The following is a 13,260-nucleotide window of genomic DNA, read 5'->3' on the forward strand; positions in this document are numbered from 1 at the left end:
AATGCCTGCCTGTTGATCGAACACAAGGCCCGAGAACAGTGAAATCCATGTGGGAGCGAGCCTGCTCGCGATGGCGGAGTATCAGTCGACATCAATGTTGAATGTCAGACCGTCATCGCGAGCAGGCTCGCTCCCACAGTTTTACAACGATTTGACGTTGATGATCTCGACGTCAAAGGTCAAGGTTTTGCCGGCCAACGGATGATTGAAGTCGATGGTCACTTGCTCATCATCGAATTCTTTCACCACACCCGGCAGCTCAGTATTTGCCGCATCGTTGAAGATCACCAGCAAACCCGGTGACAGTTCCATGTCCTTGAACTGCGTGCGCGGGATGATCTGCACGTTCTGCGGGTTGGGCTGACCAAAAGCGTTTTCCGGCTGAATCGTCAGCGTGCGCTTGTCGCCAGCCTTGAAGCCGAACAGTGCAGCTTCGAAACCCGGCAACAGGTTACCGTCGCCGACCTTGAAGGTCGCCGGGGCTTTGTCGAAGGTGCTGTCGACGGTGTCGCCGTTCTCCAGGCGCAGTGCAAAGTGCAAGGTGACTTCCGTGTTCTGGCGGATGCGTTGCTCAGCCAATACCTGTTCAGTCATGAACGGCTTCTCCGGTTTTCTTACTTTTGAACATATCCAGTGCAAGCATCACGGCGCCGACAGTAATAGCGCTGTCAGCAAAGTTGAACGCCGGGAAATACCAGCGGTTCTGCCAGTGCACCAGAATGAAATCGATCACATGGCCCAGGGCAATGCGGTCATACAGATTGCCCAGCGCGCCACCCAGCACCAGCGCCAAAGCGACGGCCAGCCAGGTTTCGTTGCGCCCCAGACGCTTGAGCCACACCACCAGCACCGCACTCACCGCCACGGCGATCAGGGCAAACAACCAGCGCTGCCAGCCGGAGCTGTCGGCCAGGAAGCTGAACGCCGCGCCGGTGTTGTAGGCGAGTGTCCAGCTGAAGTAATCAGGGATGACCACAATCTGCTGGTACATCGTGAGCTTGCCTTCGAAGTAGAACTTGCTGGCCTGGTCGATGACCAGGACCAGCAAACTCAACCAGAGCCAGCTCAGCCGTCCGAAACGGCCAGCCGCATTAGGCATAGTGACGAACCTCGCCCGTGCCGCTGATGTTGTCGACGCAACGACCGCAAATTTCCGGATGCTCCGGGTTCACACCGACGTCTTCACGGCAGTGCCAGCAACGGGCGCACTTAGGAAAGGCCGACTTGACGATTTGCAGCTTCAAACCGCTGACTTCGGTGACCACGGCATCGGCCGGCGCCTGCACGAACGGTGCAACGGTAGCGGTCGAGGTGATCAGCACGAAGCGCAGTTCGTTGCTCAGCTTGGCCAGGTCGGCGCTCAGCGACTCTTCGGCGAACAGCGTCACTTCGGCTTGCAGGTTGCCACCGACGGCCTTGGCCGCGCGCTGGATTTCCATTTCCTTGTTGACCGCGACCTTCACCGCCATGATCCGCTCCCAGTAGGCGCGGTCCAGCTTGACGCCTTCCGGCAGCTCGCTCAGGCCTTCGTACCAGGTGTTGAGCATGACCGATTCGTTACGCTCGCCCGGCAGGTATTCCCACAGTTCATCGGCGGTGAATGCGAGGATCGGCGCGATCCAGCGCACCAGCGCTTCACTGATGTGGTACAGCGCGGTTTGCGCCGAACGGCGAGCCTTGCTGTTGGCGCCAGTGGTGTACTGACGGTCCTTGATGATGTCGAGGTAGAAACCGCCCAGCTCCTGCACGCAGAAGTTGTGGATTTTGGAGTAGACGTTCCAGAAGCGGTATTCGCCGTAGTGCTCTTGCAACTCGCGTTGCAGCAACAGGGTACGATCCACGGCCCAACGGTCCAACGCGAGCATTTCTTCGGCCGGCAGGATGTCGGTGGCCGGGTTGAAGCCGGTCAGGTTGGAGAGCAGGAAGCGCGCGGTGTTACGGATACGCCGGTAGGCGTCCGCACTGCGTTGCAGGATCTGCTCGGAAACTGCCATTTCACCCGAGTAATCGGTGGAAGCCACCCACAGACGCATGATGTCGGCGCCCAAGGTGTCGTTGACTTTTTGCGGCGCGATCACGTTGCCCAAGGACTTGGACATCTTGCGGCCGGACTCGTCGACGGTGAAGCCGTGGGTCAGCAACTCGCGGTACGGCGCGTGGTTGTCGATGGCGCAACCGGTCAGCAGCGACGAGTGGAACCAGCCACGGTGTTGGTCCGAACCTTCCAGGTACAGGTCGGCGCGTGGGCCGGTCTCGTGGCCCATCGGGTGCGAACCGCGCAGGACGTGCCAGTGCGTGGTGCCCGAATCGAACCAGACGTCCAGGGTGTCGCTGATCTTGTCGTACTGCGGCGCTTCATCACCGAGCAACTCGGCAGCGTCCATCTTGAACCAGGCTTCGATGCCTTCGACTTCGACGCGCTTGGCGACTTCTTCCATCAGTTCAGCAGTGCGCGGGTGCAGCTCGCCGCTTTCCTTGTTCAGGAAAAACGGGATCGGCACGCCCCAGTTGCGCTGGCGGGAGATGCACCAGTCCGGGCGGTTGGCGATCATCGAGTGCAGGCGCGCCTGGCCCCAGGCCGGGACGAACTTGGTGTCTTCGATGGCTTTGATCGCCCGCTTGCGCAGGGTTTCGCCGGTCTCAGGCTGTTTGTCCATGCCGATGAACCACTGCGCGGTGGCGCGGTAGATCAGCGGGGTCTTGTGCCGCCAGCAGTGCATGTAGCTGTGTTCAATGATGCTGGTGTGCAGCAGCGCACCGACTTCGGTCAGTTTGTCGACGATGGCCGGGTTGGCTTTCCAGATGAACTGGCCGCCGAAGAACTCCAGCGACGTAACGTAAACGCCGTTGCTTTGCACCGGATTGATGATGTCATCGTTGACCATGCCGTACTTCTTGCAGGTCACGAAGTCGTCTACGCCGTAGGCCGGCGAGGAGTGAACCACGCCGGTGCCAGCGCCCAGTTCGACGTAGTCGGCCAGGTAAACCGGCGACAGGCGATCGTAGAACGGGTGACGGAAGTTGATCAGTTCCAGTGCTTTACCGGTGGTGGTCGCGATGACCGAACCTTCCAGGCTGTAACGGGCCAGGCACGACTCGACCAGCTCTTCAGCCAGCACCAGCAACTTGTCGCCGACGTCGACCAGGGCGTAGTTGAATTCCGGGTGAACGTTCAGCGCCTGGTTCGCCGGAATGGTCCACGGGGTGGTGGTCCAGATCACGATCGAAGCCGGCTTGGCCAGCGACGCAAGACCGAAAGCGGCAGCCAGCTTGGCTTCATCGGCAATCGGGAACGCGACGTCGATGGTCGAGGACTTTTTGTTTTCGTACTCGACTTCCGCTTCAGCCAGGGCCGAACCGCAGTCGAAGCACCAGTTCACAGGCTTCAGGCCCTTGAACACGAAACCGCCCTTGACGATTTCGGCCAAGGCACGGATTTCACCGGCCTCGTTTTTGAAGTCCATGGTCTTGTACGGGTTGGCGAAATCGCCCAACACGCCCAGACGGATGAATTCGGACTTCTGGCCTTCGATCTGCTCGGTCGCGTAGGCACGGCACAGTTCGCGGGTCTTGTCCGCGCCCAGGTTCTTGCCGTGGGTCACTTCGACTTTGTGCTCGATCGGCAGACCGTGGCAGTCCCAGCCCGGCACATAAGGTGCGTCGAAACCCGACAGGGTCTTCGAGCGGATGATCATGTCCTTGAGAATCTTGTTCAGCGCATGACCGATGTGAATCGTGCCGTTGGCGTACGGAGGACCGTCGTGCAGTACGAACTTCGGACGATCCTTGCCAATCTCGCGCAACTTACCGTACAGGCCAATGCTGTCCCAGCGCTGCAGAATCTGCGGTTCGCGCTGAGGCAGGCCGGCCTTCATTGGGAAGGCGGTGTCCGGAAGGTTTAGCGTGGCTTTATAGTCGGTCATTTAAGGCTCTTCATTAGCGATTGGCGCTAGGTGCGACAGGGCACGGGCGGCGGCAACATCCGCATTGATCGCCGTCTTAAGCGCCTCCAGAGAGGCGAAACGCTGCTCTTCACGCAGCTTGTGGTGGAAAACCACCGTCAAACGCCGGTCATACAGATCGCCGGCAAAATCTAAAAGGTGCACTTCCAGGTGGGCTTTGCCATCACCTTGGACCGTTGGCCGCACGCCGATATTGGCGACGCCTGGCCAGGTCTTGCCGTCGATGTCGACGTTGACCAGGTAAACCCCGGACAACGGCACGCGACGACGCTTGAGTTGTATATTGGCGGTTGGCGTGCCCAGTTGGCGCGCCAGCTTCTGACCATGCAGGACGCGCCCTGCAATTCGGAACGGACGACCGAGCAAGCGTTCGGCCAAGGCAAAATCGGCAGCGGCCAGGGCATTGCGGACCTGGGTGCTGCTGACGCGAATACCGTCCAGTTCAACGGTTTGCGCCGCCTCGACGGTAAAGCCCTGGTGGACGCCGGCCTGTTGCAGGAAATCGAAATCCCCTATCCGGTCACAACCGAACCGGAAGTCGTCACCGACCTCCAGGTGCTGCACGCCGAGGCCGTCCACCAGAATCGTATCGACGAATTCGGCGGCGCTGAGCTTGCTCAAGCGTTGGTTGAAGGCCAGGCACAGGACCCGGTCGACACCTTCCTCGGCCAGCAGCTGCAATTTGTCTCGCAAACGGGCCAGACGAGCCGGCGCCGTGTCGGGGGCAAAAAACTCCCGGGGCTGCGGCTCGAAAATCACCACGCAGCTGGGCACGCCCAACTCGATTGCACGTTCACGCAGCCTCGCCAGGATAGCCTGGTGGCCACGGTGAACACCGTCAAAGTTGCCAATAGTGGCGACACAGCCCCGATGCTGGGGGCGCAGATTGTGGAGGCCTCGAACCAGCTGCATAACGCGCTTCTTGCTCATAAAGTGGTCGATTATAACCACACCCGGCGGCCGACGACAGGCAACACCGTAACCCAAAGTGATCGAGCCGACAAAACCGCCAGCCCGCCCGTGTTTATCGAGGTCTGGACCTCAGCTTAACGCTTTGCGATTGAAGTCGCGCAAACGGAAGCCCATCAACAGCAACATACCGAAATAAGACACGACACCAGCCGCCACCAGAGCCCCCAGACGCAGGAACCGCTCGAGCATATGGCCCTGATCCCAGGCCGGCATAAAATGCATTCCGGCCAGCAATACCGCGGACATGACGACGACCGCGACGACCAGCTTGGCGCCAAACTTCGCCCAACCCGGTTGCGGCTGGTACATCTGCTGCTTGCGCAGTTGATAGAACAGCAGCCCGGCATTCAGGCAGGCACCCGCGCTAATGGCCAGGGCCAGGCCCGCGTGAGCCAGCGGACCGATCAGCACCAGGTTGAACAATTGCGTGCAGACCAGTGTGAAAATCGCGATTTTTACCGGCGTACGAATGTTTTGTTGCGCATAAAAGCCCGGCGCCAGCACTTTGATCACGATAATCCCGAGCAAACCGACTGAATAAGCGATCAACGCTCGCTGGGTCATGGACGCATCAAACGCACTGAACTGGCCGTACTGGAACAGCGAAACCGTCAGCGGCTCGGCCAGAATCCCCAGCGCCAGTGAGCACGGCAGCACCAGCATGAAACACAGACGCAGGCCCCAATCGAGAATCCGCGAGTACTCGTGTCGATCGTTGCTGGCGTAGGTCTTGGCCAGGGTCGGCAGCAGGATGGTGCCCAATGCCACACCCAGCACGCCGGAGGGCAATTCCATCAAGCGGTCGGCGTAATACATCCAGGACACTGAACCGGCAACCAGAAACGAGGCAAAAATGGTGTTGATGATCAGGGAAATCTGGCTCACCGAAACGCCGAGAATCGCCGGCAGCATCTGCTTCATTACCCGCCAGACGCCACTATCGCGCAAATTCAGGCGTGGCAGCACCAGCATGCCGATTTTTTTCAGGTGCGGCAGCTGATAGAGCAATTGCGCCAGACCACCCACCAGAACCGCCCAGCCAAGGGCCATCACCGGCGGATCGAAGTACGGTGTCAGAAACACCGAGAAAATGATCATGCTGACGTTAAGTAAAGTCGGGACGAAGGCCGGCACCGAAAACCGGTTGTAGGTATTGAGGATCGCACCGGCGAGTGAAGACAGGGAGATCAGCAAAATATAAGGGAAGGTCACCCGCAGCAGACTGGCTGTCAGCTCGAATTTTTCCGGCGTGTCGGTGAAGCCCGGCGCGGTGGCCCATATCACCCACGGCGCGGCGATCATGCCCAGCGCCGTGACCAACGCCAGCACCAGCGTCAGCAAACCCGAGACGTAGGCAATGAACGTTCGCGTCGCCTCCTCGCCCTTCTGGTTCTTGTATTCGGCAAGAATCGGCACGAAGGCCTGGGAAAATGCGCCCTCGGCGAAGATTCGCCGCAGCAGATTGGGCAGTTTGAAGGCGATAAAGAAGGCGTCGGTCGCCATCCCTGCGCCAAATGCACGTGCGATGAGCGTGTCACGGACGAACCCCAGAATCCGGGAAAGCATCGTGATAGAGCTGACGGCGGCCAACGATTTGAGCAGATTCATTGAAAGAGTTTGTGCCTGTCGATAAACAGCAGGCGAACAAAGCGCCCACTTATGCGATACTCCGCGCCGCAGCAGCACAGAGCCAAAGCTCGCGAGTTTACAGGTCAAGCGCCGGAAATAAATATCCCGCCTCTTTATACCTACCACTTAGCGGAACGTCTCAACCGCCCTTGACAAGACATCAACTCATCGGCATGATTCGCGGCCTATTTTGTTTGCTATTTCCTAAAAAGTCTTTCGAGGAGCTCGACGGTGGCCAACACACCTTCCGCCAAAAAACGTGCAAAACAGGCTGAGAAGCGTCGCAGCCACAACGCCAGCCTGCGTTCCATGGTTCGTACCTACATCAAGAATGTAGTTAAAGCCATTGACGCAAAAGACGCTGAAAAAGCTCAAGCAGCTTACGTTCTGGCTGTGCCAGTTATCGACCGTATGGCCGATAAAGGCATCATCCACAAGAACAAGGCAGCTCGTCATAAGAGCCGCCTGAACGGTCACGTCAAGGCTCTGAACCTTGCTGTTGCCGCCTAAGCGATAAGCTTGTTAAAAAACCGACCTCAGGGTCGGTTTTTTATTGCCTGCGATTTAACAGGCGACGCAAAAAATGTGGGAGTGAGCCTGCTCGCGAAAAGGGCGTGTCAGTCACCATCGATGCTGACTGATACACCGCTTCGCGAGCAGGCTCGCTCCCACAGTTTGGATCTTTGTCAGATTACTGGGCGTGCGCCCACGGCAGAATCGGGATTGCCGTTACCGCATTCTGCGGACTGCCCTCGATCAGACGATCGCTGTAGACCAGATACACCAGCGTATTACGCTTCTTGTCGAGGAACCGCACCACCTGCATGGTCTTGAATACCAGCGACGTGCGCTCCTTGAACACCTCGTCGCCATCCTTCAGCTCACCCTTGAAGCTGATCGGACCGACCTGGCGGCAAGCAATGGACGCCTCGGCACGATCTTCGGCCAAGCCCAGACCACCCTTCACACCACCGGTCTTGGCGCGCGACAGGTAGCAGGTCACGCCTTCAACCTTCGGATCATCAAACGCCTCTACGACGATACGGTCATTCGGCCCGACGAACTTGAACACCGTCGATACCTGGCCAATCTCCTCAGCCGAAGCCAGCAGCGGCATCGCCAACAGCAGCCCCAATATTCCCTTTGCCACGCGCATTCAGATATTCCTTCAGACCAGAATCAGGTTATCGCGGTGAACCAGTTCAGGCTCAGCCATGTAACCCAACAGACCGACAATCGCCTCAGACGACTGACCGATGATTTTTTGTGCTTCCAGAGCGCTGTAGTTGGCCAGGCCTCGGGCGATTTCACGCCCGTCCGGTGCCACGCACACGACCATTTCGCCACGACGGAAACTGCCTTGGACCAATTTGACCCCCACCGGCAGCAAACTTTTGTTGCCCTTGGACAATGCAGTCACTGCACCGGCGTCCAGCACCAGGGTGCCACGGGTTTGCAGATGCCCGGCCAGCCACTGCTTGCGCGCCGCCAACAGGCCGCGCTCCGGCGAGAGCAAGGTGCCGATGCGCTCGCCCGCCTTGAGGCGATCCAGCACACGCTCAATGCGCCCGCCAACGATGATCGTATGGGCGCCGGAACGGGCCGCCAGACGCGCAGCACGCAATTTGGTCTGCATGCCGCCACGACCCAACGCACCACCGGTACCGCCCGCCACTGCATCCAGCGCCGGATCATCGGCACGCGCTTCGTAAATCAGGTTGGCATTCGGGTTATTGCGCGGGTCGGCGTCGAACATGCCGTCGCGATCGGTGAGGATCACCAGCAAGTCAGCCTCGACCAGGTTGGCCACCAGCGCAGCCAGCGTATCGTTGTCGCCGAAACGGATTTCATCGGTGACCACGGTGTCGTTTTCGTTGATCACCGGGATCACTTTCAGCTCAACCAACGCGCGCAAGGTGCTGCGCGCATTCAGGTAGCGCTTGCGGTCGGACAAGTCATCGTGAGTCAGGAGAATCTGCGCGGTGTGCCGGCCATGCTCGGCGAAGCTCGACTCCCAGGCTTGCACCAGGCCCATCTGGCCGATGGCAGCAGCAGCCTGGAGCTCGTGCATTGCACTGGGTCGTGCGGTCCAGCCCAGACGGCTCATGCCGGCCGCTACCGCCCCGGAGGACACCAGCACCAACTCGACGCCCGCCTCATGCAAGGCCACCATCTGTTCGACCCAGACACCCATTGCCGCGCGATCCAGGCCCTTGCCGTCCGCCGTCAGCAAAGCGCTGCCGATCTTCACGACCCAACGCTGCGCACCTGTCACCTTGCTCCGCATCATCTTCAACCTTAGCTTGAGGGCAGCACGACCTGGCACTGCCCGTGACGTTAATCGTGGTTATTCGTGACCAACGATCGATTTCCAGATACTAAAACGCCGCTCTAGTGAGCGGCGCTTAAGTTTATCGCAACGAATCAGTCACGCACGTAAATGATTTCCGGACCGTCTTCGTCATCCACATCTTCTTCGTCCCAATCATCGTCGCCGATGTCATGGACCGACTTCACGCCGCTACGGCGCAGGGCACGCTGGTCATCCAGGGCCTGCAACTGGGCACGGGCTTCGTCTTCGATGCGCTGATCGAGATCGGCAAGCTCTTCCTTGTAAGCCGGGTCGTTAGCCAGACGGTCAGCACGATCTTCCATGTAACGCATGATGTCGTGACACAGACGCTCGGTGCCGAGCTTGGAGATGGCCGAGATCACGTAGACCGGACCGGTCCATTCCAGGCGATCAACGATTTCCTTGACGCGAGCATCGTGCTCTTCTTCAAGGATCTGGTCGCACTTGTTCAGCACCAGCCAACGATCACGCTCAGCCAGGGACGGGCTGAACTTGGTCAGTTCGCTGACGATCACTTCAGCCGCATCCGGAGCGCTGGCGTCATCCAGCGGCGCCATGTCCACGAGGTGCAACAGCAGGCGAGTACGCGACAAGTGCTTGAGGAAGCGAATCCCCAGGCCCGCGCCATCGGAAGCGCCTTCGATCAGGCCCGGAATGTCCGCGACCACGAAGCTTTTCCAGCGATCGACGCTGACCACACCCAGGTTCGGCACCAGCGTGGTGAACGGGTAGTCGGCGACTTTCGGCTTGGCGGCCGAAACGGAACGGATAAAGGTACTTTTACCGGCGTTCGGCAAGCCCAGCAGACCGACGTCAGCCAACACCTTCATTTCCAGCTTGAGGTCACGCGCCTCACCCGGCTTACCCGGAGTGGTCTGACGCGGAGCGCGGTTGGTACTGGATTTGAAACGGGTGTTGCCCAGACCGTGCCAGCCACCATGGGCCACCAACAGCTTTTGACCGGCCTTGGTCAGGTCACCGATGACTTCCTGTGTGGCGGAGTCGATCACTGTCGTGCCGACCGGAACGCGCAGCACCAGCTCTTCACCTTTTTTGCCGGTGCAGTCGGTGCTGCCGCCGTTGGAACCACGCTCGGCATCAAAGTGCCGGGTGTAACGGTAATCCACCAGGGTGTTGAGGTTTTCGTCGGCGATCATGTAGACCGAGCCGCCGTCACCACCGTCACCGCCGTTCGGGCCGCCGTTCTCAATAAACTTTTCGCGACGGAAGCTCATGCAACCGTTGCCGCCGTCACCGGCCTTTACTCGAATCGATACTTCATCAACAAACTTCATAACAAAACGCCTCTCGTCATACGGACGAGCCGAAAAAATCTAGACATAAGACTCTTGCAAAAATGAGCGCAGCGACCTCAATCAACGACCGCAAATCCAGCGCTGGAGCCCATTACAAACAGCTTTGCAAGAGACTCACCCCACAAACGAAAAAGCCCCGTCGCGAGACAGGGCTTTTCCAGCAACTACGTAATTATGCCGCGACGACTTCAGTCTTCGGGACAATGCTCACGTAACGGCGGTTGAAAGCGCCTTTTACTTCGAACTTGATCACGCCGTCGATTTTAGCGAACAGAGTGTGATCTTTACCCATGCCAACACCGTAACCGGCGTGGAATTGGGTGCCGCGCTGACGCACGATGATGTTGCCCGGAATGATAGCCTGGCCGCCATACATCTTCACGCCAAGGCGTTTAGCTTCTGAGTCGCGACCGTTACGGGTACTACCACCAGCTTTTTTGTGTGCCATGAGTCAATTCTCCTAGTGAGGAATTAGGCTGAAATTAAGCCTGAATACCGGTGATTTTGATCTCGGTGTACCACTGGCGGTGGCCCATACGCTTCATGTGGTGCTTACGACGACGGAACTTGATGATGCGGACTTTATCGTGACGACCTTGGGAGATCACTTCAGCCACAACGGTAGCGCCAGCAACAACTGGAGCGCCGATGTTCACGTCATCGCCATTGGCGACCAACAGAACGCGATCAAAAGTAACGGATTCGCCGGTAGCGATTTCCAGTTTTTCGATCTTCAGGTATTCACCCGGGGCGACCTTGTATTGCTTGCCACCAGTAACAATTACTGCGTACGACATGGTATTTCTCCGATAATCCTGCTCACCCAGCTCTTTATAAGAAGAGGTATTGGCTGGCATGGCTGCATAAGGCTGGAAGGCCTTTTTGCAATTGCGTAAGGCAGGTGCTGCCCAGGAAGTTCAGGGTGCGCGATTGTACGCAAGCTGCTTGAGCGATGCAAGAGGCCGTCCATCGCGCCTTGACACCCGTCGACGTGGGTCCTAGCATGCCGCGCAACCCTTCTGGAGCAACTGTCGCTGATGCAACCCCAAGCTTTCTACCGCGCGGTGGCGGACGATTTTAGCGCCGTCGACGGCATCATCAAGAAGCAGCTGACTTCCCGAGTGCCGCTGGTATCGAAAATCGGCGATTACATTACCTCGGCCGGCGGTAAACGCCTGCGTCCCTTATTAGTGTTGCTGTGTGGCAAGGCGCTGGGCCGCGAAGGCGATGACCTGCGCCTGCTGGCCGCGACCATCGAGTTCCTGCACACCGCCACCCTGCTGCATGACGACGTGGTCGACATGTCCGGCATGCGCCGTGGCCGCTCGACCGCCAACGCCATGTGGGGCAACGCCCCGAGCGTACTGGTAGGCGACTTCCTGTATTCGCGCTCTTTCGAAATGATGGTCGAACTGGGCTCCATGCCGGTGATGAAGATCCTTTCGCAAGCCACGCGCATTATCGCCGAAGGCGAAGTGTTGCAACTGTCGAAGGTTCGCGACGCCAGCACTACCGAAGAAACCTACATGGAAGTCATCCGCGGCAAGACCGCGATGCTTTTCGAAGCCTCGACCCACAGCGCCGCCGCTTTGGCCGGTGCCTCGCCGGAGCAAAGCGAAGCGCTGCGTACGTTCGGCGATCACCTGGGCGTGGCGTTCCAACTGGTCGACGACCTGCTGGATTACCGTGGCGATGCCGAAACCCTGGGCAAGAACGTCGGTGACGACCTGGCCGAAGGCAAGCCGACCCTGCCGCTGATCTACACCATGCGCGAAGGTACGCCGGAGCAGGCTGCACTGGTGCGCAAGGCCATCCAGAAAGGCGGTATCGAAGACCTGGAAAGCATCCGCGAAGCCGTGGAAGCCTCGGGCTCGCTGGATTACACCGCGAAACTGGCCCGCGACTATGTGGCCCGTGCGATCAAATGCCTCGACGCGCTGCCAGCCAGCGAGTACCGCGACGCACTGGTCGAGCTGAGCGAGTTTGCGGTCGCCCGCACGCACTAAGCGAGCTTCTGTAGGAGCGAGGCGTGCCCGCGAAGGCGATTGTCAGTCAAATTGATGTCGACTGGCAGATCGCCTTCGCGGGCAAGCCTCGCTCTTACAAATCATGCGTCGCCCTCCCCCGCCTAAAACCCTATATAATGTGCGACTTTTAGCGATCCTCAATCCAAGGAGCTTTAGTGAGCACGTTGCCACCCTGCCCAAAATGCAATTCCGAATACACCTATGAAGACGGCGCCCAGCTGATCTGCCCTGAGTGCGCCCACGAGTGGTCCGCCAGCGGCGAAGCCGAAGCAGCGTCGGATGACACCGTGAAAAAGGATTCGGTGGGCAATGTCCTGCAGGACGGCGATACCATCACCGTGATCAAGGACCTCAAGGTCAAGGGCACGTCGCTGGTGGTCAAGGTCGGCACCAAGGTCAAGAACATCCGCCTGTGCGATGGCGATCACGACATCGACTGCAAGATCGACGGCATTGGCCCGATGAAGCTCAAATCCGAGTTCGTCAGAAAAGTCTGAGCCTGCTGTACTCCATCCTGCGCCCGGCGTGGGATGGTGCTTCACCCTCTCCTGCTCCGCCCAGCAATCCCTCGCAGTAGCCAAACGCCAGCCGTTTTGACCTTACGCAATCTTTACCCTGAAAAAAACACAAACCACCAATAGATCCTTGCTATTTAATGAATAAGAATTATTCTCATTGAAACCCATCAATGGAGATGAGAACCATGACTTATTTGATCGATGCCTGGCTGGACCGCCCACACCCTTACCTCAGGATCCTGCATCGGGAAACCGGGGAAGTCTGTGCGGTGCTTGAAGAAGAAGCCTTAAACGAGTTGCAGGATCAGGGTGATCTGGACGTCAACGGCCTGAGTTCCAGCGAGCCGGTGGTGCTCAAGGAACTGGTGCGCAATCTGTTTCTGTTCTGCTATGCCCGGGCATTGCGCCCGACGAATGAACTGCAGCACAAGATCGAAATATGAGCCGTGCGACAAAACTGTGGGAGCCAGCCTGCTGGCGATG

Annotated in this window: 15 protein-coding genes; 5 read left to right on the forward strand and 10 right to left on the reverse strand. The window is 58.7% G+C overall.

From position 1 onward, the window contains the following. Positions 1-141: 141 nt before the first annotated feature. The 4 genes from fkpB to ribF are packed head-to-tail and all read right to left on the reverse strand — an operon-like array spanning position 142 to position 4,874. Positions 142-579, reverse strand: a complete 438-nt coding sequence (gene fkpB, locus ACA057_RS27025; protein WP_497350031.1) for an FKBP-type peptidyl-prolyl cis-trans isomerase — start codon at positions 577-579, stop codon at positions 142-144. 7 nt (positions 580-586) lie between these two features. After that, a complete protein-coding gene (lspA, locus tag ACA057_RS27030) occupies positions 587-1,099 on the reverse strand; it encodes a signal peptidase II (RefSeq protein WP_497343765.1) in 513 nt (170 codons plus the stop codon). Further along, positions 1,092-3,923, reverse strand: a complete 2,832-nt coding sequence (gene ileS, locus ACA057_RS27035; protein ID WP_497343767.1) for an isoleucine--tRNA ligase — start codon at positions 3,921-3,923, stop codon at positions 1,092-1,094. Before ileS ends, lspA begins: the two co-directional genes overlap by 8 nt. Next, positions 3,924-4,874, reverse strand: coding sequence for a bifunctional riboflavin kinase/FAD synthetase (gene ribF, locus ACA057_RS27040; protein ID WP_497343769.1), 951 nt, complete (start codon positions 4,872-4,874; stop codon positions 3,924-3,926). It abuts the gene before it with no gap. Between ribF and ACA057_RS27045 the strand changes: the two genes are divergently transcribed. After that, positions 4,782-5,012, forward strand: a complete 231-nt coding sequence (locus ACA057_RS27045; RefSeq protein ID WP_497350066.1) for a hypothetical protein — start codon at positions 4,782-4,784, stop codon at positions 5,010-5,012. The genes ribF and ACA057_RS27045 overlap by 93 nt on opposite strands. On the opposite strand, the gene murJ is transcribed toward ACA057_RS27045, so the two are convergent. Then, a complete protein-coding gene (murJ, locus tag ACA057_RS27050) occupies positions 5,004-6,542 on the reverse strand; it encodes a murein biosynthesis integral membrane protein MurJ (protein ID WP_497343771.1) in 1,539 nt (512 codons plus the stop codon). The two genes, ACA057_RS27045 and murJ, sit on opposite strands and share 9 nt — an antisense overlap. 252 nt (positions 6,543-6,794) lie before the next feature. Here murJ and rpsT point away from each other — a divergent pair, with 252 nt between their 5' ends. Further along, positions 6,795-7,073, forward strand: coding sequence for a 30S ribosomal protein S20 (gene rpsT / locus ACA057_RS27055; RefSeq protein ID WP_008154937.1), 279 nt, complete (start codon positions 6,795-6,797; stop codon positions 7,071-7,073). 181 nt (positions 7,074-7,254) lie between these two features. Here rpsT and ACA057_RS27060 read toward each other — a convergent pair whose 3' ends face one another. From ACA057_RS27060 to rplU, 5 genes are all read right to left on the reverse strand, one after another. After that, a complete protein-coding gene (locus tag ACA057_RS27060; RefSeq protein WP_497343773.1) occupies positions 7,255-7,719 on the reverse strand; it encodes a CreA family protein in 465 nt (154 codons plus the stop codon). Between the two features lie 12 nt (positions 7,720-7,731). Further along, positions 7,732-8,850 (reverse strand): glutamate 5-kinase, encoded by a 1,119-nt coding sequence (gene proB, locus ACA057_RS27065; RefSeq protein WP_401362008.1) that lies wholly within the window; start codon positions 8,848-8,850, stop codon positions 7,732-7,734. Between the two features lie 137 nt (positions 8,851-8,987). Then, positions 8,988-10,211: an Obg family GTPase CgtA gene (cgtA, locus tag ACA057_RS27070; RefSeq protein WP_497343775.1), complete on the reverse strand. Its 1,224-nt coding sequence runs from the start codon at positions 10,209-10,211 to the stop codon at positions 8,988-8,990. 193 nt (positions 10,212-10,404) lie between these two features. Next, complete coding sequence (rpmA, locus tag ACA057_RS27075; protein ID WP_059402009.1) at positions 10,405-10,680, reverse strand: 50S ribosomal protein L27; 276 nt, start codon at positions 10,678-10,680, stop codon at positions 10,405-10,407. Positions 10,681-10,714: 34 nt separating this feature from the next. Then, a complete protein-coding gene (gene rplU, locus ACA057_RS27080) occupies positions 10,715-11,029 on the reverse strand; it encodes a 50S ribosomal protein L21 (protein WP_003176051.1) in 315 nt (104 codons plus the stop codon). 240 nt (positions 11,030-11,269) lie between these two features. Between rplU and ACA057_RS27085 the strand changes: the two genes are divergently transcribed. The 3 genes from ACA057_RS27085 (at position 11,270) to ACA057_RS27095 (ending at position 13,220) form a co-directional block, all read left to right on the forward strand. Continuing rightward, a complete protein-coding gene (locus tag ACA057_RS27085) occupies positions 11,270-12,238 on the forward strand; it encodes a polyprenyl synthetase family protein (RefSeq protein ID WP_059402010.1) in 969 nt (322 codons plus the stop codon). A 176-nt stretch (positions 12,239-12,414) separates the two neighbouring features. Then, entirely contained in the window at positions 12,415-12,756 is a 342-nt protein-coding gene (locus ACA057_RS27090) for a zinc ribbon domain-containing protein YjdM (protein ID WP_010467527.1), read from the forward strand. A gap of 206 nt (positions 12,757-12,962) precedes the next feature. Further along, the gene (locus tag ACA057_RS27095) at positions 12,963-13,220 is read left to right on the forward strand and encodes a PA4570 family protein (RefSeq protein ID WP_059402011.1); all 258 of its coding nucleotides are present in this window, start codon (positions 12,963-12,965) and stop codon (positions 13,218-13,220) included. The last annotated feature ends 40 nt before the right edge of the window (positions 13,221-13,260 follow it).

The sequence above is a fragment of the Pseudomonas sp. LBUM1661 genome, assembly GCF_059695925.1.